16 protein-coding genes are annotated in these 23,668 nt (G+C 42.9%); 6 read left to right on the top strand and 10 right to left on the bottom strand.

Annotation, left to right across the window (positions count from 1 at the left end):
* Window positions 1-69: 69 nt before the first annotated feature.
* The 7 genes from RM544_RS17405 to RM544_RS17375 all read right to left on the bottom strand — a co-directional run bounded on the left by RM544_RS17405 (window position 70) and on the right by RM544_RS17375 (window position 8,824).
* Window positions 70-2,094, bottom strand: a complete 2,025-nt coding sequence (locus RM544_RS17405; protein WP_311363100.1) for a HAMP domain-containing methyl-accepting chemotaxis protein — start codon at window positions 2,092-2,094, stop codon at window positions 70-72.
* A gap of 138 nt (window positions 2,095-2,232) precedes the next feature.
* Entirely contained in the window at window positions 2,233-3,051 is an 819-nt protein-coding gene (locus tag RM544_RS17400; protein WP_311363099.1) for a symmetrical bis(5'-nucleosyl)-tetraphosphatase, read from the bottom strand.
* 7 nt (window positions 3,052-3,058) lie between these two features.
* Window positions 3,059-3,439 carry a Co2+/Mg2+ efflux protein ApaG gene (gene apaG / locus RM544_RS17395; RefSeq protein WP_311363098.1) on the bottom strand — a complete coding sequence of 127 codons (381 nt, stop codon included), beginning with the start codon at window positions 3,437-3,439 and terminating at the stop codon, window positions 3,059-3,061.
* A gap of 36 nt (window positions 3,440-3,475) precedes the next feature.
* The gene (rsmA, locus tag RM544_RS17390) at window positions 3,476-4,291 is read right to left on the bottom strand and encodes a 16S rRNA (adenine(1518)-N(6)/adenine(1519)-N(6))-dimethyltransferase RsmA (RefSeq protein ID WP_311363097.1); all 816 of its coding nucleotides are present in this window, start codon (window positions 4,289-4,291) and stop codon (window positions 3,476-3,478) included.
* Window positions 4,288-5,274, bottom strand: coding sequence for a 4-hydroxythreonine-4-phosphate dehydrogenase PdxA (gene pdxA / locus RM544_RS17385; protein WP_311363096.1), 987 nt, complete (start codon window positions 5,272-5,274; stop codon window positions 4,288-4,290). The genes rsmA and pdxA overlap by 4 nt, the downstream gene beginning before the upstream one ends.
* Entirely contained in the window at window positions 5,274-6,590 is a 1,317-nt protein-coding gene (gene surA / locus RM544_RS17380) for a peptidylprolyl isomerase SurA (protein ID WP_311363113.1), read from the bottom strand. Before surA ends, pdxA begins: the two co-directional genes overlap by 1 nt.
* Before the next feature lie 20 nt (window positions 6,591-6,610).
* The gene (locus RM544_RS17375; protein WP_311363095.1) at window positions 6,611-8,824 is read right to left on the bottom strand and encodes an LPS-assembly protein LptD; all 2,214 of its coding nucleotides are present in this window, start codon (window positions 8,822-8,824) and stop codon (window positions 6,611-6,613) included.
* 379 nt (window positions 8,825-9,203) lie between these two features.
* Here RM544_RS17375 and djlA point away from each other — a divergent pair, with 379 nt between their 5' ends.
* The 3 genes from djlA (at window position 9,204) to RM544_RS17360 (ending at window position 11,854) form a co-directional block, all read left to right on the top strand.
* Entirely contained in the window at window positions 9,204-10,082 is an 879-nt protein-coding gene (djlA, locus tag RM544_RS17370) for a co-chaperone DjlA (RefSeq protein WP_311363094.1), read from the top strand.
* Between the two features lie 42 nt (window positions 10,083-10,124).
* Complete coding sequence (xerD, locus tag RM544_RS17365; protein WP_311363112.1) at window positions 10,125-11,036, top strand: site-specific tyrosine recombinase XerD; 912 nt, start codon at window positions 10,125-10,127, stop codon at window positions 11,034-11,036.
* A gap of 77 nt (window positions 11,037-11,113) precedes the next feature.
* Window positions 11,114-11,854, top strand: a complete 741-nt coding sequence (locus RM544_RS17360) for a thioredoxin fold domain-containing protein (protein WP_311363093.1) — start codon at window positions 11,114-11,116, stop codon at window positions 11,852-11,854.
* Between the two features lie 8 nt (window positions 11,855-11,862).
* Here the strand turns inward: RM544_RS17360 and RM544_RS17355 are convergent, their stop codons facing one another.
* The 3 genes from RM544_RS17355 to pdsO all read right to left on the bottom strand — a co-directional run bounded on the left by RM544_RS17355 (window position 11,863) and on the right by pdsO (window position 15,666).
* Complete coding sequence (locus RM544_RS17355) at window positions 11,863-12,471, bottom strand: class GN sortase (RefSeq protein ID WP_311363092.1); 609 nt, start codon at window positions 12,469-12,471, stop codon at window positions 11,863-11,865.
* Window positions 12,471-14,810 carry a marine proteobacterial sortase target protein gene (locus RM544_RS17350; protein WP_311363091.1) on the bottom strand — a complete coding sequence of 780 codons (2,340 nt, stop codon included), beginning with the start codon at window positions 14,808-14,810 and terminating at the stop codon, window positions 12,471-12,473. Before RM544_RS17350 ends, RM544_RS17355 begins: the two co-directional genes overlap by 1 nt.
* Window positions 14,811-14,895: 85 nt before the next feature.
* Window positions 14,896-15,666: a sortase-associated OmpA-like protein PdsO gene (gene pdsO, locus RM544_RS17345; protein WP_311363090.1), complete on the bottom strand. Its 771-nt coding sequence runs from the start codon at window positions 15,664-15,666 to the stop codon at window positions 14,896-14,898.
* A gap of 213 nt (window positions 15,667-15,879) precedes the next feature.
* Between pdsO and pdsR the strand changes: the two genes are divergently transcribed.
* The 3 genes from pdsR (at window position 15,880) to RM544_RS17330 (ending at window position 23,519) form a co-directional block, all read left to right on the top strand.
* Entirely contained in the window at window positions 15,880-16,572 is a 693-nt protein-coding gene (gene pdsR, locus RM544_RS17340; RefSeq protein ID WP_311363089.1) for a proteobacterial dedicated sortase system response regulator, read from the top strand.
* A 3-nt stretch (window positions 16,573-16,575) separates the two neighbouring features.
* Complete coding sequence (gene pdsS, locus RM544_RS17335) at window positions 16,576-18,732, top strand: proteobacterial dedicated sortase system histidine kinase (RefSeq protein WP_311363088.1); 2,157 nt, start codon at window positions 16,576-16,578, stop codon at window positions 18,730-18,732.
* A 197-nt stretch (window positions 18,733-18,929) separates the two neighbouring features.
* Window positions 18,930-23,519: a PAS domain-containing protein gene (locus tag RM544_RS17330; protein WP_311363087.1), complete on the top strand. Its 4,590-nt coding sequence runs from the start codon at window positions 18,930-18,932 to the stop codon at window positions 23,517-23,519.
* The last annotated feature ends 149 nt before the right edge of the window (window positions 23,520-23,668 follow it).

Raw genomic sequence — 23,668 nt, 5'->3', positions numbered from 1 at the left:
ATTACAAAGCATTAAAAGCAAAAAGCCCAATCCTTAGATTGGGCTTTTTATTTTAACAAATGTTTGTTGCTAGACTTTAAACTCACCAATAGACTCTTGGAGTTCATCAGCCAGCCTTGCAACTTCAGCACTTGATTGCGTCGTCTGCTGCGCACCTAGGGTGGTTTCTTCTGCAATACCAACAATACTTTCTAGTTTTTCGCTGATTTCGGCAGATACTTGATGCTGCTCTCTGGCTGCATGTTCAATTCGAGTACTCACCTCATGCGCTCGGTGTACTGCATCAGTAATTAGGTCGAGCGCTTGGGTTGCTTTCTCGGTTTGGGCGACACAGACTTCAGTCTGTTGTTTACCTTGAGTCATAACGGCAACAGCTTTTTCAGCGCCCGCTTGCAGTACTTCAATCATTGAATTGATTTCTTGCGTTGATTGCTGCGTGCGGCTCGCTAGCGTGCGAACTTCGTCTGCCACAACGGCGAAGCCTCTTCCCTGCTCACCCGCTCTTGCTGCTTCAATGGCTGCATTCAACGCGAGTAAGTTTGTTTGGTCAGCAACACCACGTATCACGTCAAGAATACCACCGATACTTGCGCTGTCTTGATGTAGCTTCTCGATAACATCTGCAGCTTCCTGCACGTCTCTAGCCAATACTTCAATAGTATGTTTGTTGTCTAGCGAAATCTGTTTCACTTTTTCAGCTTCTTTGTCTGCATGACCAATTTCTTGCAAGGTGTCATCCGCACTTTGAGAAACTAACTGCGAAGTACTGTGCATCTCTGTGGTCGCTGCAGCAATCTGCGAAATTTGTGACTTTTGTTCTTGAATCGAATTTGTTGTTTGTTCCGTTACTGCTGATGTTTCACCAGAGGCGGCGGCAAGCTGCTCCGCCCGTTTGTTGATACCATCAATTAAGGTCTTCAAGTTGTCGATAAGCATATTGCAGTTTTTCGACAGAATACCAAATTCATCATTAGATGAGTCATCTAGTCGGTGGGTTAGATCACCAGATGAAGCAATTTGTAGTAAGTTGTTCACTCGTTCAAGCGGCTTGGTAATTGCTGTCACACTCTTAAATGCAGTGAAGGCAGCTATACCCAAGGAAATAAGCACCATGACGATGATCATTTGCATGCTTGAGCTAACTTGTTTGTTTACACCGCTCTTCACGTCGACCGCTTTTTTGTTGGCCAACTCAAGCAGGGAGGATAATGCTACTAGGGCGTCTTCGATGTCTTTGTCTGAAAGCAGTAGATATTTTTTTGAATCGATTGCTCTTTCAAGCATATTAGCTTGCAGTCTAAGGATACCATCGGTGCCTGTAACAGTGTCTTCAATCACACTGATGAGTTCACCAACTTCTTCTAACGTACCACTGTCATCCTGGCCATTCGCCATGTTCACTAATTCAGAGTATTTGTCTCTTGCTTGACTCATTAATACCCTGACTTCTTGGCTTCTTATGTCTGCGCGCTGCAATGTCTCTGTTTGTACGTAATCACTAGATGCTGTCAAAAGAAGGAGAAGACTAGATTCAAGGCTAGCACCTTCTTTGGCTACTCTGCTCAGGGTTGGTGAGTCGATAACTTCATCTAGGTCGGCAAAGTCCAACAGCAATGAAGATGCGTCGTCTGCACTTTCTTCAATCTTTTCAAACTCATTTTCGATTGTATCTACCAAGTCGAGTTCAGCCAAATGATTGCTGTAGACTTCAACAGAATTTGTTACGTAGTTTTCAAACACAAGCTCAACTGCGCCAAGGGCACTATTGAGACTCTTTTCTTCACTTACCACTTTACGCAGGTCAGAAAGCTCACTTTCAAAGTTGGTGCGACTCAATTCAAAGGCTGTTTGCTTCTCTTTCAATTCTTCTTGAGTGACGGTTACGTATGCTTCAAACGTAAGGCGACCCATGTTGAGAAACGAGGCTTTTAAGCTATTACTACTGCCTACGGTGGGGAGGGCAAGTTGGCTGACTTCTTCTGTTGCGCTATCAACTTCATTTAAGTTGTACAATGAAATTCCGCTTAGAACGACTAGCAATAAACTGATCACGGAGAAGCCACCAATGACCCGCATCGCAACGGTTAAATTCATTTTATATACCCTTAACTACCGACCATATAGTAGTGTTTAAAAATTTGTTTAATACGATAATAACCGAAACCAAAAAAGCTTCGGTACTTCTATCTATAACTATGTCTATAAGAGGTATCGGTTATGGGAACTAATACTTTAAGCTTGAATGGAAAAAAGTTGCTGGTCTTCGATGCAATAGAGTGTCATTTGTTTACCCCATACAAAGCCAGTATCAAGACCAATAACTTTGGGATTCTTTGTTTCACCCATAAGTGATGCCCAATGCCCAAAGATAAGAGTCTTGTTCGGTTTTAGCTTTGGGTTAGCGACGTCAAACCAAGGAGATAGGTTTTCCGGAGACAAACTCGGGTGGCATTTTGTTTTGAAATCCAAGGCTAGACCACTTAAAAAGCGCATACGCGTAAAGGCATTTACGACAAAACGCAAACGCTCTTCACCACAAAGTTCTTCGCTCCACACCGAGGGAGTATTTCCATACATTGTATTGAGGAGATCCTTGGCCTTCTTGCTTTGAAGCTGGGCTTCCACTTCTTGTGAAAGACTGATTGCTTTCTTGGGAGACCAAGTCGGATATAAGCCAGCGTGTGAAATGAGGTGATGTTTAGCCGGTTTCGCTGCTAAGGGCTTCTGCATTAACCATTCGATCAAAGAATCGAAGGATTTATGTTTCATCAAGGCTTCTAATTTATCTACTGGCTTTGGTGAGCCAATACCATGGGCCATCGCGATGAGATGAAGATCGTGATTGCCAAGAACGGTATCAAAGTGTTCACCCAAGTCATATAGATACTGCAAGGTATCGAGGGAAGAGGGTCCACGAGCAACTAAGTCACCAACTGCCCACAGCTTGTCGCGCTTTGGTTTAAAGCCAGCTTCTTTTAAAAGGCTTCGCAGGCCTTTATAGCATCCCTGTATATCACCAACAACGAAGGTTTTTGCCGTAGAAGACGTCATTTACTGACTAATGTAGACTATTTGGAGTAGACAGACTAAACACGGGAATTGGCTCACGGTATAACTCACCATTTGGTAGCTCAAATTCATAGTAGCCTTCCATCGTCCCTACCTCTGTTTTTAACATTGAGGCGCTGGTGTATTCGAAGCTTTCGTTGGGCTTTATGATAGGTTGCTCACCAACCACACCAGGCCCTTTGACTTCCACTTTTTCGCCATCACCATTTGTGATCAACCAATATCGATTCAATAATTGCGCGTCTTGCGAGGAGTTGTTTGTGATTGATACCGTGTAGCTAAATACAAACACAGATTCTTGATCGGCATTATGTTGGCGACCAATATATTTTGTTTTGGTATTGATACTTAACAAAGACTGCGTAGTCAAATTTCATTCCTTCCAGTGTCAATCAGAGAAAAGGGATTAGATAGACGCGTTAACCTTATTGGCTAATAGAGCAAAGTCTTGTAAAGACAATGCTTCGGCTCTCAATTCAGGTTTAATCCCAAGTGCTTCAATTTCATCATGACTGAGTAGGTCTTTCAAGCTATTGCGTATAGTTTTGCGACGCTGGTTAAATGCCGTGGTGACAACTCGTTGTAATGTATCAATATTATCAACTGGCGCTGGTGGCGTTTTATGTGGGATTAGTCTAACGACTGCTGAGTCCACTTTTGGCGCAGGTTTGAACGCACTTGGTGGAACAGCAACGACAGGAATGGCTTGACAATAATATTGCGCCATAACAGAAAGCCTGCCGTAAAGCTTATCTCCGTGGGTAGCACAGAGTCTTTTGACGACTTCATTTTGCAGCATGAAATGCATATCTTTTACTTTATCTGCAAAGGAAAACAGATGAAACATTAGGGGAGTTGATATGTTGTAAGGTAGGTTACCAAATATACGTAGCTTACCTTTTTCTTTGCTCTCATCACTTTCGAGCAAACTTGCGAAGTCAAATTTTAGTGCGTCTTGCTCAATGACAGTGAGTTTGCTGTTAAGGAAAGGGTGATGGCGAAGTCGTTTTGCAAGGTCTCTATCGAGCTCGACCACGGTTAAGTGATCGATATACTCGGCAACTGGCTCGGTTAAAGCGCCCAAGCCTGGACCAATTTCAACCAGGTTTTCCCCTGTTCTAGGGTTGATTGCGGAAACGATCTTGTCGATCACATACTGGTCATGCAAGAAGTTTTGACCAAAGCGTTTGCGAGCTGTGTGACCTAGATGCTTCTGACTCATACCTTTTTCCTAGCTAACTTGATCGCTTTATTAATGGCTTTCTCAAAACTGCCGCAATCAATATCACCACTGCCTGCCAAATCAGCAGCTGTGCCGTGGTCAACTGACGTTCTAATGAACGGTAGGCCTAAAGTGATATTCACAGATGCTCCAAAGCCTTTGTATTTCAATACCGGTAAGCCTTGGTCATGATACATTGCTAAAACAGCATCGGCTTGTTCAAGGTATTTTGGCTGAAAAATAGTATCAGCTGGAAGTGGGCCAATCAGGTTGATCCCTTGCTCTCTTAATTCATTTAACTTTGGTGTAATGACTAGAATTTCTTCATTGCCTAAGTGCCCATCTTCACCAGCATGCGGATTTAAGCCGCAGACATAAATGCGAGGCGATTCGATACCAAATTTTAATTTCATATCGGTGTGGATGATATGAATAACTTTGTCTAAACGCTCAGGTGTAATAGCTTTAGAAACATACTGCAATGGGATATGTGTTGTTGCCAAACACACTCGTAGTCCCTCGGTGGCTAGCATCATGACGACATCACTGCAATTTGATTGATTAGCAAAAAACTCTGTGTGGCCACTAAAAGAAATACCGGCCTTATTGATAATACCTTTGTGCACTGGGCCTGTGACTACGGCATCAAAGGTACCATCGATATTTTCTTGGCACGCTTGTCGAAGTGTTTCTACTACATAGTGTCCATTCTCACTATTGAGCTCGCCAGCAATAGCAGGTACTGAGAGAGGAATATGTTTTACCAATAATTGCCCTGGCTGTTGGACATAGGTAGAACCGTCTTCGTAAGGAATAAGGTCAACAATCAACCCCAATTGCTTTGCTCTTTGGGTCAGCATCTCAGTGTCAGCAAAAACCACCAACTGGGCTTCCCAAGCTTGTTGGGACAGTTTTAGTATCAGGTCAGGACCGATACCCGCGGGTTCGCCAGGTGTTACTGCTATTTTAAGTGGTTTTGACATTATAGGTCTTTTTTATCCAATAATTCGATATAGGCTGCATCTCGCATTTCACGTAACCAAGTGTCTGTTTCTTCACTAAACTTACGATTGAAGAGCAACTGGTATGCGCGATCTTCTTTGCGCTTTTCCGTTGCGTCATCCATTCTACGGTCAATTAATTGAATTAAGTGCCAACCGTGAGTTGTGCGAATGGGTTCACTAAACTCATCTTTTTCAAGACGACTCAGCGCTTCTTTAAACTCTGGAACATAGATACTCGGATCATTCCAACCTAAAACACCCCCTTTCAGGGCAGAACCAGGATCTTCTGAGTGTTCTTTCGCTAGCTTCGCGAAGTCTGCTTCGCCCTCAATCAAGTCTGCCTTAAATTTTAACAGCATCTGTTCCGCTTTCTGATCGCTCAAAATGATCGATGGTTTAATAAGAATGTGACGCGCGTTCACTTCTTCAACTTCCACAAGCTCGACACCTCTGGAATCCACAATTTTAAGAATATGGAAACCAGCGCCGCTGCGCAAAGGACCAATTAATGCATCTTTTTTCTCACCGTTAACCGCTTCAGCAAAAAGTGTCGGCATAGAGTTCACGTTCATCCAGCCCAAATCTCCACCCTCAAGTGCCTTTGGACCTGACGAAGAGGCAATCGCCAGTTTTGTAAAGTCGGAACCATTGTTCAGCAACTCGACTACACGGTCTGCAGTATCTCGCGCTTTGGTAATCTCCTCTTCTGTTGCGCTAGAAGGTAAGGCAATTAAAATGTGGCCTAAACGATACTCAGCTTGTTCTGCACCTTGTTGGTTGATCAGGTCGACAAGCGTCGCAATCTCTTGTGGTGTGATATAAATACGGCGTCTCACATTCGCACGGGTGACTTCGCCAGTAATTAGTTCTTCTCGCACTTTTTCACGATAGTTTTCATACGTCATGCCGTCTGCTTCTACACGACGTCGCAGTTCATTGATGTCAATGTTGTCTCGCTGTGCGATATTTTCAATTGTTTGATCCAATTGAGGATCACTAATTTGAATACCCATACGATCCGCCATTTGCATTTGAAGGTTCTTCAATATTAGGCGTTCAATTGCTTGGGTTCTAAGCGCACGATCAGAGGGAAGTGCTTGACCTTGGGCAATCGCCCCTTGTTTTACACCATCAACCAGCTCGACTATTTCGCTTTCTAATATCACACCTTGGTCAACAATCACGGACACTTTGTCGAGACTCTGCACTGCTGCATGACTGACCATGCTGAACATCAAAGTAGCGCTAATTAAACCTGCTTTTAGTACATTGTATTTCATATTTTCTCTAGTTATTTCAAATTCTACTGTTCTAATTAATTCAAAACGTAGGGTTGACGATAGCCAAACATCCCTTGTTCCAAAATGTCGGAATTTCTTTTACGACTACCAATACCCTTAATAATAAATTGCATCGCGATGCCAGAATCAAACTCATTGGTTGAGCGTAACCCAGTGTCGTCAAATCGATTACTCAAGTTTCGCTGGTAAGTCATTCTGATGGCCCAGCAACAACTTTCATATTGCAGGCCCATAAAGCTTTCTGTGGTACGGGACAGCTCAGCGTCACGATACCAACGACCTACCCAGTGCCAGTTTTTGGTTAATGGCCAACTTGCCGAAATACCAAACTGGTTGATTTCCTCACCTGATAAATCGCGAATAAAGCGATGGTTCATTTGTATGAGTTTATTATCGTCAATCCGATATTCAGTGGCAATACTACTTCGCTCTACTTTTTGCGTTTCGGTCGCTACTTGAATATCAGAGTGCAAAAACCAGCGTTGGTTCACTTGCCAATCTAATTCTGCTGCTAGCGCTGAACGGTTGTTGTCGCGCACGCTGCTAATTAGCTTTGATTCTTGTAAGTAAAATATTTGACCGATACTCAAAACCAACTTCTCTCTATTCTGTTGGTCAATCAGCCTAGCTGTGGCACCCAAGGTAAACTGATTGTTGTCATTAATGCGGTCTAGGCCAGTAAACTCTTGCCCGCGAAACAGGTTGTTAAACGTAGTCAGCAGTGGGGTCGTATCATAAAAGCCAATTTCAGATTGCTCTTCAAAACTAGTGTAAAGATATTGTGCCTTGGGTTCGAAGGTAAGCAGGTACTCACTCTTTTCGAACAGCTCGGTATTTTCAAAGATTAGGGAGCCATACAAACGACCTTGGCCAATTGTTCGAGAGACGCTTTCAGTCAAAGGACCCACATAATTGTCAACAAGATCTTGTTCATAATAGGTTTGTAACGCACTTACTTCAGCAAGCAATTCGCCCCATGCTCTTTGATATGGAATAGACAAGCTTGGCTCAATATGCACTCTGAATGCATTTGGAAGAGTATCCAAGTTGTTTTCGAAGTATGCAGCCTCAGTGCTCAGATTAAAATCAATAAACTCACCGAGATTAGCCTCATAATTGAGCTTCATTTCTGGTAATGCGCGATAAACATCGGGATGGTCGCCGATGACTTCAAAATCTCTAAACTGAAGACTAAAATCAAGATTATTAGAATAGTAGCTCAGGCCCATTTGACGATATAAATGAGTGTCTGCACGGTTATAATAGTCTGAGCCTAAGTCAACAATGTAGTTATCGTCGCTAATACCGCTAAAGTCGACATTTAGATTCCAGTTATCGCTGATTTTACCTTGGTGCAAATAACGGTAGAAATATCGCTCGTCCGTTTCAGCGGTATCGATATCATTTGGTAAGTATTCGAGCTGCAATTCGCCCTGATTTTGAGAGAACAAATAGCGGAACTCCGTTTTCAACTGCAAGCCACGATTAGTCATTAAACGTGGTGAAATAGTCGCGTCATAATTAGGCGCAATATTCCAGTAAACCGGCTGTTCATACTCAACGCCAGTCTGGCTTGAACTGCCTATATTTGGAAACAGTAATCCACTTTGACGTTCAGCAGTGACCGGAAATGCAAAATAAGGTAGCCAGAAAACAGGTACGCCACCTAAGTAAAACTTCGTATTGTATGCCTCACCGAACGGAGAGTCTTTTTCGATGACTATTTCACTTGCCGACATGCGCCAGTCCTCACCGCCTTTTGGACAAGTAGTGAAAGTGACTTCCTCTAAGCGCAAGCCTTGTTCACCCGATAGTGAAAGCAAATCTGCTGAGCCACGCCCAGCGATATCTTTGAATTGGTACTCGGTGTCTTGCATCTGCAAGAGCTTCAAGTCTGTATTGACTTCTACACCTTGACTTTCAACTTGCAGATCGTTGTCTCTGTATAACACATCGCCACTCGCAGTCACTTGGCGACCATTATTATCAATGCGAGCTATGTCGGCATTTATGATGGCATCGGGACTAATAATCTCGACATTACCATTAAATAGAGCGGTTTGATTTTGGATAAGCTGGGCATTCAGTGCGCTAACCGAGACTTTATTGTCTTTGGTAAGCACTGAGGAATCGAATTCATTGGTGGGAACGACGCACAGTTCCACTGACTGCGCGCTTACATTTAACGCGAACAATGGCAGCATGATGGTAGAAAACAGTTTGATCATCAATGACTTTTATCGGTAACCTATACAATGAAAAAGGGTGTAAATATGAAAGCGTGCGAGTGATACATCAGCATACTGACTATTATTCTCGCCGGCACTTAAAATACAATAATTAAGCTGCCATGTGGCAATACGAACACAAATTTGCAAAAATGTTCAGATAACCTCAAATTTTAATCGTTTGAACGGTAATAACCAACTATATTGTTTGAATTAGGTGAATAAAAGCATATTTCACGCAAATATGCTGGATTTTCAAACAAATTAACGCTTTTTGTCTGTTTTCTCAGCCTATTTTCGTCCACGGTGAATGTGATTTGGAGAGCGTTGACAGCGAAGAGATCACATTCTCATCATTAGTTTAAGGAGAGTCTACAACATGCAAGTCTGGGGGAAAGTAGTAGGTGTCTTTTTTGGCTTCATGTTTGGGCGTTTTGCTGGTGCAGTATTAGGTCTTATTGTAGGCCATATTTTTGATACAACATACAGTCGTGATTTTTCCCAGAAAGGCGGATTTGCCCGTTTTTTTTCAAGTTCAAATGATATTCAACAACAAGCCGTGTTTTTTCATAGCCTGTTTTCCGCGCTCGGTCACATTGCGAAGTCAGACGGAAAAGTCACTGAACAAGATATTCAGATTGCTTCAGCATTGATGGACCAGATGGCACTTAGTGGGGATACTCGAAAAGAAGCACAACAAGCATTTCGTGACGGTAAGCAGCGAGATTTCGCGCTTGTTGAGATGTTGCAGCAATTCAAAGAGCAATGTCATGCGCGTCGGGATGTGATGCAAATATTTTTAGAAATTCTTATCCAAGCGGCTTGTGTTAACCAGCGATTAAGTACGCCACAGTATGCGATACTCGTGAAGATCGCGAAAACTCTTGGTTTTAAGAAAATGGAGTTAGATTTTTTGGTGCATACTTTTGAGGCTGAGCAGCGATTTAGAGACGCCAGAACTCGAGCCCAAAATCAGCAAAGCTCCCGCAATCAGCAAGGGCGCTCTCGTTCCTACAATGCTCAGGATCCTCAATATTCACCCACCGCAGCATTGAATGATGCGTTTAAAATCTTAGGCATTGAAAATACTGATGATGTGAAAACGATTAAAAAAGCGTATCGAAAGCAAATGTCGCTGCACCATCCGGATAAGTTGGTGTCAAAAGGCCTGCCGGAGCAAACGCTACAGCTATCGAAGAAGAAGGCACAGGACATTCAAGCAGCCTACGAACTGCTGCGGCAAAAAAAGAATTTCTAGGTGATAGGCTCTGATGTGAATATCAAGCAAGAAAAAGCAGAAATGGCGATACTCAGTGACGACAATGAGCAAGTATTGAATGACTTTATCAGTATGCTTTGGGTCGAGAAGGGCTTGAGTGAAAATACGGCGAGTGCCTACCGTACCGACCTGACTAAGTTTTGCTTGTTTTTACAGAAGTCATTGGCCTGCCAATCTAACTTACTGGAAATCAGCACCTCAGATATACAGGCTTACCTCAGTCAACGTTTTGAGCAGAAACTATCACAACGTTCAACAAGTCGTTTTTTAAGTTCGACCCGTGCATTTTTCAAATACGCCATTGCTAAGAAATGGCGTTCGAGCAACCCAACACAGGGTTTAAGCAACCCGAAGCTACCTAGTTACTTGCCTGATACCCTGAGTGAAAAGCAAGTGGACGATCTGTTGGCGGCGCCCGCAGATAACGACCCAATTAATGTGCGTGATAAAGCCATGCTAGAAGTACTCTATGCCACTGGGATTAGGGTGTCTGAATTAGTTAACTTACAAATGAATGAGATAAGTTTATTGCAAGGGGTTATTAGAGTTACGGGGAAAGGCAACAAAGAGCGTTTGGTCCCTTTGGGTGAAGTGGCAGTGGATTGTTTGCAAATGTACCTAAAGGAATGGCGTCCTGAATTGCTGAAGAAGCCAAGCAATACTGTATTTCCGAGCAAACGAGGGAGCGTCATGACGCGACAAACTTTCTGGCATAGGATTAAGTTTCATGCCAAGCAAGCTGGAATCAGCAGCCATTTGTCGCCGCACACACTCAGGCACGCCTTTGCAACACACCTATTAAACCATGGTGCAGATTTACGCGTAGTACAGATGCTACTCGGGCACAGTGACTTGTCTACTACACAAATTTATACGCATGTGGCAACGGAAAGGCTTCAATCTCTTGTCGAAAACCATCATCCTAGAGGATAGGACTCGACATTATTTGAATGAAATCGTAGCTTATCACGGTCTGCTAGAACAGCAGATTTAATTTATCGGAACAATATATGACAATTTTTTCAAAAATATCAAAAGCGGCAACCATCTTTAGCGTAATAATAGGCATCTCATTTACGGCACTTGCTCAGGAAAAAAACGAGCATGCTGATTTGATTGAGCGATTTGAACGTAAACTGAAATTTAAAATTATTTCAGTTGCAGATTCGTCAGTACCGGGTTTGCTACAAATAAATACAGATACCGGCATATTCTACGCGAGCGAAAATGGTGAATACTTTTTGAGTGCACGAATATATAAGGTTGGCGATCAAATTGTTGATGAAACTGGCGAGGCACTGAAGAAATATCGTTTAGCGGGTGTCCAGCAATTCAAAGATTCAATGATTGAGTTTAAAGCGGATAAAGAAAAATACGTGGTATCAGTTTTTACTGATGCAACCTGCGGATTCTGTCGCAAGCTCCACAATGAAATGGACGTGTTGAATGATCTGGGCATTACTGTTCAATACTTGGCGTTCCCGCGCGCAGGGATCAACTCATCTGTCTACAGCAATACGGTCTCAATTTGGTGTGCTGAAGATCCTCAAGAAGCCATGAATAAAGCGAAGGCGGGTAGGCGAATTGCTTCTGCATCTTGTGCTAATGAAGTGACTGCACAATATAATTTCGGTAAGGCAATTGGCGTGAATGGCACGCCTAATATTATACTACCAGACGGTTCAATCATTAATGGTTATCAACCAGCTAAGGATCTTATTGAAACCTTGAAATCAGTCGCAAAGTCATAGCTCAGTAATTAGATTTTCTGAGCATGTACGACATATCGCTGAGTCGGGTTAGGCTCTATGCTATCGAAAGGATAGCAAGTGATTAGAGTGATGCTGCTTTGCGGGGTAGGCGCTAAAACGTCAAGGTTGTATTGGTCCACTATCCGAATATCGGTCACGCGATATACTTGCTTAACGATATGCTCCTGCTGGCGACTGGTTAAATAAACTAAGTCGCCAAGCTCTGCTTTTTTTAGTGTGTCGAAATGTGTATCTCTGTGGCCTGCAATTGCCGCGTTTCCCGGGGCTCCCAGTTCAGATGTATTTAATAAATGAGTAGGGCCAAACGCTAAATTGCGCCCACTCGCTCCTGAAAGAATATAATGGCTTTCATTCTGCATCGTTAACTCTCCAATGGGGTAGGTATCTGCCCAAGGCCATGGTTTCTGCTGCTCGCCAGTTTGCGCATAGTGGTGCCAAGAACTAGCAATTAAGTACTGTGCATATTTGGCTTTCGCTTTTATATAGAAACCGTCGAACAATAAAAATATCGCCGTGCCGAATAATATATAAACCAGCACCGTTTCAAGAGTAATGACCTGCTGAAAGAAGTGCTGAATGCCGTTTTTGGTGCACATTAGTATGCTCCCTTCTTCGCTCTGTAGATGCCTTTACGATATAAAAAGAGTAAGCCTAGGCTCAGTAACAGAATGCCAATGACAATTCTCAGCTCCGCCTGGCTTGCGGTTTGTGGCAGGCGGCCCATTTGTTGGTTTGACTTCTGTGCTAGCATTCCTTTAAGCAAAGCCCCATCTTTCGGCATATGAGTCGGTGCACTTGGCACAACATCAACTGCGACTAGGCTTGTATACTGGCTCACAATATGATGTTCCAAGGCCGTTTGAGTAATATCATCAACCATAGTGGCTATGAGATTGTCAGCATTTTGAGTGGTGCTCATATTAACTTTGCGCTTATCGCGTGTGAGCTGAGCTATTTTTTCTCGTGCCCAGAGAACATTTATCCCTGCTGATTTGCTTGGTGAGGTCTCACTGGGCGTAAAATGCCAAACTTGTTGATTGTATTTGGCAACAAGCAAAGGAGTATTGGCATCATGTAAACGAGGCGTTTCTTCAGTAATAGCCTGCTTATAAGAAATAATGAGTGGCTCACTCTTATACAAATCAGAAATCGTGGTAGGGAACATTTCAAAGTCGCTATAGTGCTCTAGTCCTTTCAAGTTCAACTGAATATTTGTCAGTGCGGGACTCTTTATTTTATGCAACAGTGCGCGCATTTTTTCATTTACTTTCTGAGTATCACCAATAAACGTGAAAGTTCCTTTTCCCGCTTTCGCAGCTTCAGTCATGAAGTAGGCATTTGGAGCACTACCGATCCCGACAGTAAAAAGTCGCTGTTCGCCGATGTTCTGTTCTATAAATTGCATTAAGCTATGTTCGTTGCTTACGCTGCCATCAGTAATGAAAAGTACTTGCTTAAACATTTTTGATGGCGAGTTATCGGGAGTAAAAAGCTCAGAGTTGGCTGAGCTAGGCTGATGATTTTCAGTCAAGGCCATAGCAAGCGCATGGTGCATCTCTGTTCCACCGTTTGCTTCCAACTCTGAGATAAAATCGAACGCTTCGGCTTTGTTTTCTATGTCAGCAAATTTGCTTTCCTTCCACATAAGCTCTGCGTGACTATTAAACTGTATAATATTGAATTTGTCAGACGCCGCTAAATCATCTACCGCAAAAGCCAGTGCTTGTTTGGCCTGAACAATAGCCTCACCAGCCATTGAGCCAGATGTATCGAGTACAAAAACAACTTCTCTGTCTGCGTTTATTTGTTCATCTGGCAGTGGAGGGTAAATCATAATAAGCCCATACTCACTGCCATTTACCCACTGTCTAAAGTGGCTTGTGGTAGGAGTAGAACCTAACTCCGGTTGCCAGTTGAGCACAAAGTCTTTTAAAACAACCTGTTCATTAGCTAAAGAGATAAGATAACGGTCGCCTTGCTTTCCTGAGCTGATATCCTGGTGGATTGGGTGATGTTCACTTTCAATATTCCGTATTGAGGTCCCAAGATCTAACTCAACACTCAGCGATATGCGGTCTGAAAAAAGGCTTAACTCATCTTGTTCATTCGCAAGCTCACCCTTGTCGATATTAGTATTAGGAATAGGTGATTCTTCCACTTCATTGATAGCACTTCGGAAGCTACCTTTGTACCGTGGTGTAATAGATAAGGGAAATCGAAGTGAGTAAGCACTGTCCTTATAGCTCAATAATTGTTGGTACTCTATCTGAACTTCAATCGTTTCGCCTGGACCAATGTTCGCCACCTTATTGGTGAACATGTTGGGTCTCTGTTGTTCTATTAAGCTTGCTTTCTTTCCTGCCTGTTTGGCTTTTTGATATACCTTTTTTGCTTCATCTTTTTGTTTAATAACTCCTTCAATGCTTCGATCACCTACTTTCATGAGCAAGCGGTCGACAGCTGCATTTTCTGGCAGAGGAAAGACATATAGACCATCAAGCCAGTTCTCACTGTTATTAGTAAAGGTTTGCGTAACGCTTGCTCTCGCGATCATGCCGGTGACCTTAATTGCTACATCGGTCTTCAATTGTGGACTGGGGAGATAGGCTGTCTTGCCATCGTCATCGAGTAACATGAAATAAAACTGCCCAGATTCGGTATTTTCGTAGGGAGAGCGATAAGGTTGCTGTGCTAGTCCGTTTTCTGCCAAGTAATCATTAATATGAACAAGTTGTGGATTGGCCTCATTGATATTCACAACATTTTGCGTCGCAATTAAGTTGATGCTTCGTTTCTCATCTTTAGAGATGCTAGCAGCAGAAGCACTCATTGCGGTACTTAACGCCGGTGTAAACATCGAAGGGGCAATAGCATGGACAATACTGACCACTCCGATGACTAAGATGAAAATGAATAGTTTTTGCAAAGATGACATGTGGACGTCCTTGAGGAAGTAAGTAAATCAGTGCCCTAAACTATTAGGGCACTGCTTGCATTGACGCAATAAAGGGCCTGACGACTTAGTTATTGGCTGCGGTCATTTCAGGACCTTTGCTACTGACTTTGACTTGTACACGGCGGTCAAAAAAGTTCTCTTCAAAGTTACCTTCCGTGCTCACTAACTCACTTTCACCAAAAGACTGGGTGATGATTTGGTTATCGTTGACAAATTGGCTAATCAAATAGTCTTTTACTGCATTCGCACGTTGCTCTGATAACACTTGGTTATACTGAGATTCGCCACGTTGGTCGGCAAAGCCTGAAAGCTCAATTTTTAGTTTTGGGTTTTGACGCAATTGACTTGCTAAACCATCGAGTTGTGATTTGTAGTGCTCTTCAATCAAGAATGACGCTGTTTTGAACTGAATATTGGTTTCTAAGTTTGGTGTCACTTGCTGTATGGCTTCGTTTACTGCACTATCCATCGCGGCAATTTGCGCATTCGCTTCTTCCATATTGATATCATATTCTTGTTGTAGCGCGCTCAATTCAGTTGATCGCGTTTGTAGCTCATTTTTAGTCAGTTCCAAACGTTTTTCATCATTGATATCGTCAGCGATAAATAATCCAAATAAACCTGCGACTGCTGCGCCGACTGGGCCAGCCACTGCGGCTCCAAAGACAACACCGGTGCCAAAGCCAACCGCGTTATTCGTGTTCTCTTGTGACTTCAATTCTTCCTCAGATACTTTTTGAGTAGCACTTGAAAAAGCCGAAACGCTCAACATGCTCATGAACGCAAGGCTAGTAGTTGCTGTGATAAATGCTTTGTTAGTTTGTTTTGTTTTCATGATTCTCTCCAAAGAGGTTTGTTTTAAAAAAGGTAAATGTTTAAGTCCTAATCATTAAACAAATACTTTGTGGCAGTTTCGGGGAGGAAAAATGGCAATGTTGAGGTCAATTGTGGCGAAAATATGGAAATTAGGGCCAGAAGCTTTCATGGCCACGATTTTTGTATATAGTGAACTTATCTCCTTTATAAAAGACAAAAAACAGAGCAGTAAATGGCAAAGAAGATAGCACTGGTTGAAGATGATAAAGCGCTTCGCGACAATTATATATCGGCTTTAAATCAACAGGGTTATGACGTTTCCCCCTACGCAAACAGGCCAGAAGCAGAAGCTGCTTTTCAACAAGCTTTGCCTGACTTAGCCATTATCGATATTGGTTTAGAAGACGAAATTGATGGTGGTTTTGCCGTGTGTCAAATGTTGCGAAGCAAATCCAAAACCTTGCCAATCATTTTCTTTACTGCCAGAGATAACGATTTTGATACTATTTGTGGTTTGCGGATGGGGGCTGATGATTACCTCACCAAAGATATCAGTTTGCCGCACTTGCTCGCTCGAATCGCTGCATTGTTTCGCCGTACAGAATTAATGAACCAACCCTTAGAACAAGCAGACCTTATTGTTTCAGGTCACTTGTCTATCGATCAGAAGCGAATGACAGTTAAGTGGAAGGACGTTCTAATAGAGCTCACCGTGACAGAATTCTGGATGTTACACGCAATTGCGAAGCACGCCGGTCACGTCAAAAGTCGCCAACAATTGATGGATGATTCAAAAATGGTTGTTGATGACACCACCATTACCTCGCATATTAAGCGGATAAGAAAGAAGTTTGTTCAGCTAGATGAACATTTTGACCGTATTGAAACAGTATATGGTATGGGCTACCGCTGGAAGGTTCAGTAAGTCATGACTAAATGGCGGCTAGGTCTCCGGTTTAAACTCCTTTTATTCTCCTCATTCTTGTTTGCTATTCCTTATTTGGGATACCAGTACGTATGGGAGTTAGAAGCATACCTGCGAATTGGCCAAGAGCAGACCATGGTAGGAACCGCGCGCTCCGTGGCGACGGCTCTGCATGAACGACCAAAACTCTTCGACGTTCAGTCTTCTTTTCTGAGTGATGTCACGCCCGGTACTGATTTGTATGCACATAAAATAACCTATCCTGTGCAGCTTGACGGCGATTTGAGTGACTGGGAAGATTTCCGCTCGCTTGCTATCGAGTATGGAGAACAAAACTTAATCGACATACGTCAAGCCTATTCACCCGAGAGTCTTCAGTTTCGTCACTTGATTGGAGAGTACGAAGGGTTTTTATATGCGATGTTTGACGTTCAGGATGATAATTTGGTATATCGCGCCCGTAATAGTTTGCGCATAGATCGCAATGATTTCCTTGAAATAGCGATGATTGACGCGAAAGGAGATTTCCAGCGTTATATTATTGCGCCAATGCAAGAAGGTTGGGTAAATGCCTACTTATTGCAGCAGAATCAGGACAACAATCAGCCAGAACGCCTCGAAACAAAAATTCAAGGATACTGGAAACCAAATGAGAACGGCTATGCAATAGAGTTACGTTTTCCCGTTTCCATGATGCAGAGCAGTATTGCATTTGCTATTAGCGATGTTGACGATGCCCAATCAAGGTTCAACAAGTACTCAATCGGCACCGCCAACCCGAGTAGTGCTGATGCCTTAGGTACTGTGCTGGTGCCCAGTCCTGAAATTGAAAGCATTTTAAAAGGACTTCAGTATTCTAATGCTCGGGTATGGGTGATTGATAAACACATGCGAGTACTCGCGCGCTCCGGCGACATTCAGCGCTCAGAGGGCTTTCAAAGCCAAACCACAGAAACGGACGCAACGAGTGGGTGGCAATACCTTGAGCAAGAATGGCTGCTTCCTTTGTATTATAAAATTCTGACGCGGCCACCAAATGATTTCGTCGATGATCTTGAGAACGCCTTTGCCTTGCAAGGGCAAGAAGTTGACGAGGCTCTTGATGGCACCCCTAGCTCTTTATGGCGGCTTAGTTCAGATAAGAAAGCTGTCATTTTGTCTGCTGCTCACCCAATCTATATAGATGAACAAGTAATGGGAGCGGTGGTAGTTGAACAAACTACCAATGGCATTAGAACCTTACGTAATAACGCCTTAGAAAAGCAATTTCATTTTTTCTTAGCGGTGATTATTCTCGGTACGCTCGCGCTATTCTTACTGGCATCGAGTATATCGTCACGTATTCGAAAGCTGCGCAACGATACTGAAAACGCTATTGATGCTTCGGGCAAGATCGTTAGCGATATTCAAGCGTCGGAGACACAGGATGAGATAGGTGATTTGAGTCGTAGCTTCAAAAGTGTGTTGGGCAAACTCGCTCAATACAATGACTACCTAGAAAACATGGCGTCGCGTTTGTCACATGAATTGCGAACGCCGGTGGCGATTGTTAACTCATCTCTCGATAACTTGTCTCTGCAAACTCACAGTGAAGATAACCAAGCATACATAGATAGAGCCAAGCAAGGTATTACGCGCTTGAGTAAAATTCTCAGTAACATGAGTGAGGCCACTCGCCTTGAGCAAGCGATTCAAAGCAGCGAACTTGAAACGTTTAATACGATAGATGTGCTGTCAGGCTGCGTAGAAGGATATCGATTAGCTTATGCTGAACGCCAATTCATTCTTGAAAGTGACGTAGAAGAGCTTTCCTTGATGGGGGCCCCGGAGTTGTTCGCGCAGATGCTAGACAAAATTGTCGCGAATGCCGTTGAGTTTAGCGCGAATGACGCAACTATTCGCTTTGCATTGAAAGGAAATAAGCAGGATTTTCGTATTCATATCAGTAATCCGGGTAGTTTGTTGCCAGCAAATATGCAAAACGAATTACTGGATTCAATGATTTCAGTGCGCAAAGAACAAAGCACTGAGCAAGTGCATCTTGGCTTAGGACTATACATTGCTAAGATGATTGCAACCTTTCATGGCGCAGCCATTAATATTGAAAATCAAAACGACGAGTCTGGCGTGGTAGTCAGTCTACATTTCAAATCAAAGTGAACAAAGTCCTCTAATACGTACTTTAATTCTACAACAATCGGCCGATAAAAGTGTTACTAGGATATCGTTTTGTCTAATTTAAGCGTCTATAGTTATTTATTACTATACTCTTTATGCTAATGCACTATTTTTAAGTTGCAGCCAAGGCGTTACCTTGTTCACTAGGATCTTTTTATTTTCGATTGGAACAATCAACAATGCCAAAGCAGTCGCTACTTTCAACTTTTACATTGGTGAAGCGGTTTTTTACTCTGTCTTTACTAGTGCTTAGCTCAGCTTCGTTCGCCTTGGGCGATAAACTTGCGCGCCAAGATGAGGGGACATTAAGTTTAGTTGCCTATGCTGGTATTGGCGCTATTGTTTTATTCATGGTGTTAACGATTTTTGCTTTTGTGTTGATGAAGAAGAAAGACAAAACGATCGAACTGCATGATGAAGTCCTATCGCACAAAGATGATCTACTTAACCAACTGAATTGTGGTGTATTGCTGATAGGCTTACGCGGCAATGTTATCGATTTAAATCAGACAGCAGCTAAATTGTTAGGTCGTGAGAAGAGTAGAGTGCTCACACATCCCGTCAATCAATTTTTTGGTGATAACGAAAAAGATCGGATCAATAAAGCGCTAGACAGTGATGAGCCAGTGACATTAATTGTGAAAGCGCCCAGCTCGACCATTACACTGCGCATGACAATTATCAAAAACAAAAGCATGTATGACGGTGTGGCTTATGTTATCTCCGTTGAAGATGTTGATCACTATGAAACTACTATTAAATCCAGTACTGCTCAGCTGAAAGACTTGAATGAACTGACGGAGCATTTATATCTAGGCCAGATGACTGTTGATTTTGAAAAAGAAACCTTTGAAACCAATCATATTTTATCCTCAATGTTAGGTCATGAAGAACCTATTTCTGGCGACTTTGAAGCGCTGAGTGAGGTTATCTGTCCGAATAATGCAAGCTTTTGGAAGCAGTCTTTTGAACTCGCTAAAGAGCAACATGAAGTCGATTTTAAAAGTGTTTTCTCTGGCATAGACTGCAAAGTTCCGGTTCGTGTCATTGCCATCAGCACCGCAAAAAATGAGAAAGGTAAGTCGATAGCGTTCAAGCTTCTTGTAACCGATGAAACTGAGCTGCGCCAGAATGAACGCCGCCAGTATGCAAGTGAACAAAAAGTGAAAGCCTTGCTAAACGTGTCCTTACACCCACTCTATATTTTGGATGAGGAATGTCGCATCGTGTCAGTGAATAGCCCATTTGAAAGAATGTTTGGCGTGCGCTTGGCTGAAGTTAAGAATAAACGCTTCGATATGCTCGGTTTAGTACCTGAAGATATCAATGTTTTACACAACCCTAAAGATACCCCTTTAACAATCGGGCGCGCTTTAAATAGAGAGTTCACTGGGCGTGTCGGCAAAGAAAGTCGCGCAGAAGAAGAGTTGATACCTGCATTGCGAGCGGCAAGTGACGAGCGTGATTCAAGTGAAACCTTGCACTTACGCTTAACGATTCAATCTTTTGGCGATGACAAAAACAACCGAGCAGGTTTTGCCGGTATGTTCCAAGATCTCACACTGCTGACTGAAACTCAGCGCCAGCTAGAAAGTGAACGGGCGCATTTCTCTAATTTACTCGACATTGCACCTATAGCCGTAGCGACGGTTGATTCTGAAGATAAAATTGTACACGCGAATACTGCAATGACAGAGCGTTTAGGGCTTAATGAAAAAGAGCTGAAGAAAGGCACTTTCTATCAGTTATTTAACGACGCAGATACAGCGGGTAGAGCAGCCAAACAATTACATCAAACAGGTCGTTTAAGAGCATTCCACACCAGCTTGCGCGGTAAAAATGATATTATGCATCCGAGTGAGCTACATATTGATCTCTTCGATAAAGAGAAAGAACAATATGTGTGTTGGATTTCAGACCGTTCTGGCGAGCAATTCCAACAACAGAAATTCCAGGGCCTGCTAGAGCATAGCAGTATGCCAATGGCGATATTGGACGAAAAGGGCTTCTCGAGGCTGAATCCATCAGCTTGTGAGTTCTTTGGCGTAGAGAATGAAGATGATTTGTGGGGCTTTGCACCTTACTCACAAGATCTGAATAAAGATGAAGGCGATGCTTACGAACTAGAACGTATAGTCAATCGAGTGAAGTATGATGGCCGCGCTAAAACGATTAATTGGGAGCACAAAGTAGGTACAACACTACGCCCATGCCAGGCAACTTATATCCCGATTTATAAAGGTAAAGAGTTTGATTCAATCCTGTGTTTGTGGACCGACTTAACAGAAATTATTCAAGCTGATCAAGCACGCTTGGAAGCGATAACAGCCCACAAGGAAGCCGAGCGTGAAGTGGCGGAGAAACAACAGTTGTTGCGTTCCAGCCATGAGCAGTTAGCGAGTAAGCTAAAAGACTTAAGAGATACTGAAACTAAGTTGCAGGAAGCTCACGATGAAATCTCTGAAGCAAAAATTGAATACATCAATTTGCAAGAGAAACATCAAAGCGTCACTGACAATCTGCAGCAAGTACAACAAGAGTACAGCAAGAGCAGGGAGTTGCTGAGTGAAGCGCAAGAAGTAAATAACGCGCTTACGGAGCAGCTCGAAGCGTCGACTGAAAAAGTAAACAACTTGCAAGGTCAGCGCAATCAAATTTCTGAGCAACTTCAACAAAGTGAACAAAACTTTAAGCAAGCTCAAGAGAAACTTGAAGCCAGTGAAGCCCATTCTCAACAATTAGAGCAGGAGCAAGCTGAGCAACAAGAGAAAATGAGTGCTTATGTGAATCAAATTGACTCTCTAAAACAGTCTATTACTGATAAAGACGCTGAGATTAATGAAGTTGGTTCACAAATTAACGAGTTACAAACGCAACTGCAAAGTAGTGACGATATCAGTGCGAAGTTGAAGCAAGCCCTGATCAATCAGCGTAAAGCAAGTGAAGAAGCTGAGCGTCAGCGCAGAGAAATTGAAAACACGTATAAAATGGCTCAGTCCGAACTCACCAACAAAGTACGTCATGTTGAGCATTTACAAAATGAAATGCAGAAGTTCGAAGAAATGTCGAAACAAGAAAAAGGCGACATGGCTGCTCAACAAAGCAAGTTAATGCAAGAGCTTGAAGAGAAACAGAAAATTTTGCAGGAAACACAAGGTGCATTGGACGAAGCGAAACAAGCTGCAGAGCAAGAGAAGCTTGAGAAGCAGCGTCAGCAAGAAGAAATGCAGCGTCTTCAATCTGAGCTTTCAGAAGCCGAACAACATGCCGCAGCGAAACTTGAAGAAATGAAACGCGTAGAGCAAGAGCGTGTCGAACAGCAGCAGAAGCTTCAGGAAGAATTGAAAGCGAAACAGCAGCGCTTACTAGAAACTGAAAATATTCTAAGCGAAGCGAAGCAACAAACAGAAGCGGAGAAAGCTGAGAAAGTTCGTCAGCAAGAGTTGTTCGATAAGTTACAAGCTGAACTGGCAGAAATGGAACAGCAAAGCCAAGAGCAGCAGCAGAAGCTTGAACAGTCTGGTAAGCAGTGGGAAGCACATCAAGAGCAATTAAAACGTGAAGTTGAAGCTAAGCGTCAAGAGCTTGAAAATTCCCAGAGTAAAATGGATGAAATCCAACAGCAGGCTGAGGCAGAGAAATTAGCTAGATTAGAGAAAGAGCAAAAATTAGAACAGTTATCTGTTGAGCTTTCAGATGTTGAGAGCAGAGCGGCCAAACAACGTGAAATGTTGGAAGGTAGTGAAGAGCAATGGAGTACTCAGCAGCAACAAATTGAAGAACAAAAGAAACAGCTTCAGCAAGCTTTACAAGAGGCTGAAAGTCAAAACCAGGCACTTCAGCAAAAACTTGAAGGTAACTTGCAAGAGTTACAGCAAGCTGAATCGCAAGCCACTGAGACGAAGTCGGCAGAGCAAAAACTCCTCGATGAGTTAAACCATGCCAAAGAGCAGCAAGAAGAGTTAGAGTCGCGCATCAAGCAACAGGAAGAGCAAGAACTTGCGCTTAAGAAACAAGTAGAAGAACAACAAGCTACCTTAATGGGGCGCGAGGAAAGTATTCAGGCCCTACAAGAAATGCAAGAAAAGCTAACTGCAGAGTTGCAAGCTGTGCAACAAGAATACTCGCAAAGTAAGCAAAGCTTGAACGAACAGCAAGACAACCAATCTGGTTTAGCCGATCAGCTTGCGAAGTTAGAGCAAGAGTTACAAGACAGTAAAGCGCAGTTAGATGATAAAGAGCAAGCCTTACAGAATGCGCAACAACAGTTGCAAAGCAATGAGGCGATGTTAGCTGAGCAAGAAGATGCATTGGTTGCAGCACACAAAGAAGAGTTGCAGCAAGCACAAGAAAAAATGCAGATTGAGAAAGAAACTAGCGCTGAGCCAGTTGAAGAGTCGCCAATTGCCCAAATGGAAATGCCTGAGAACCCCACAATGTGGTTCGATTTATTGCCATATCTGCAACAACAAGGGCAGGTGGATTCGCTGTCAACAGCACTCAATGAATTGATTGATGAGTTAAGTGAGGCAATCCAAGCTACTGACAATGCTGTAATGGAAGACAACACCGGTGAAATACTGCGCGGTGCTAGAAGGCTGGTTCAAACGGGTAAGAAGGTGAATGCAGAGGCCTTGTTTGATGTGGTGAGTCGTATGGATATCGATTGCGGTTCAGGCATGGTAGATAACATCTCTATCTCGTGGCCAAATACTAAACGTGCTTTAAATAACACCTTGAGAGTAATCTACGAAAATCTGCATGGCTAGATGACGATGCACAACCTTACCTAATTACGATAAGGTCACAACAAACCGTAAGCCTCGTTTTGAGTATTTAAAATGGGGCTTTTTACTTTTTTGGTCGACGTACTCATACATACTTTTATTTGCAATATGGTAGACTTTAGGTAAATCGA

This window comes from Brumicola blandensis (genome assembly GCF_031846165.1).
In the GTDB taxonomy this organism is placed as follows: Bacteria; Pseudomonadota; Gammaproteobacteria; order Enterobacterales; family Alteromonadaceae; genus Glaciecola; species Glaciecola blandensis.
The sequence above is the reverse complement of the archived record's forward strand: the minus strand, read 5'-3'. Positions and strand labels throughout refer to the sequence as shown.

Bases quoted from the DNA above. Each gene is read 5' to 3' on its own strand.
- RM544_RS17400 (WP_311363099.1), bottom strand. From the start codon at position 3,051: ATGACGTCTTCTACGGCAAAAACCTTCGTTGTTGGTGATATACAGGGA.
- pdsO (WP_311363090.1), bottom strand. From the start codon at position 15,666: ATGAAAACAAAACAAACTAACAAAGCATTTATCACAGCAACTACTAGC.
- RM544_RS17355 (WP_311363092.1), bottom strand. From the start codon at position 12,471: ATGTGCACCAAAAACGGCATTCAGCACTTCTTTCAGCAGGTCATTACT.
- rsmA (WP_311363097.1), bottom strand. From the start codon at position 4,291: ATGAGTCAGAAGCATCTAGGTCACACAGCTCGCAAACGCTTTGGTCAA.
- pdsS (WP_311363088.1), top strand. From the start codon at position 16,576: ATGACTAAATGGCGGCTAGGTCTCCGGTTTAAACTCCTTTTATTCTCC.
- RM544_RS17350 (WP_311363091.1), bottom strand. From the start codon at position 14,810: ATGTCATCTTTGCAAAAACTATTCATTTTCATCTTAGTCATCGGAGTG.
- pdsR (WP_311363089.1), top strand. From the start codon at position 15,880: ATGGCAAAGAAGATAGCACTGGTTGAAGATGATAAAGCGCTTCGCGAC.
- RM544_RS17405 (WP_311363100.1), bottom strand. From the start codon at position 2,094: ATGAATTTAACCGTTGCGATGCGGGTCATTGGTGGCTTCTCCGTGATC.
- RM544_RS17375 (WP_311363095.1), bottom strand. From the start codon at position 8,824: ATGATCAAACTGTTTTCTACCATCATGCTGCCATTGTTCGCGTTAAAT.
- pdxA (WP_311363096.1), bottom strand. From the start codon at position 5,274: ATGTCAAAACCACTTAAAATAGCAGTAACACCTGGCGAACCCGCGGGT.
- xerD (WP_311363112.1), top strand. From the start codon at position 10,125: ATGGCGATACTCAGTGACGACAATGAGCAAGTATTGAATGACTTTATC.
- RM544_RS17330 (WP_311363087.1), top strand. From the start codon at position 18,930: ATGCCAAAGCAGTCGCTACTTTCAACTTTTACATTGGTGAAGCGGTTT.
- RM544_RS17360 (WP_311363093.1), top strand. From the start codon at position 11,114: ATGACAATTTTTTCAAAAATATCAAAAGCGGCAACCATCTTTAGCGTA.
- djlA (WP_311363094.1), top strand. From the start codon at position 9,204: ATGCAAGTCTGGGGGAAAGTAGTAGGTGTCTTTTTTGGCTTCATGTTT.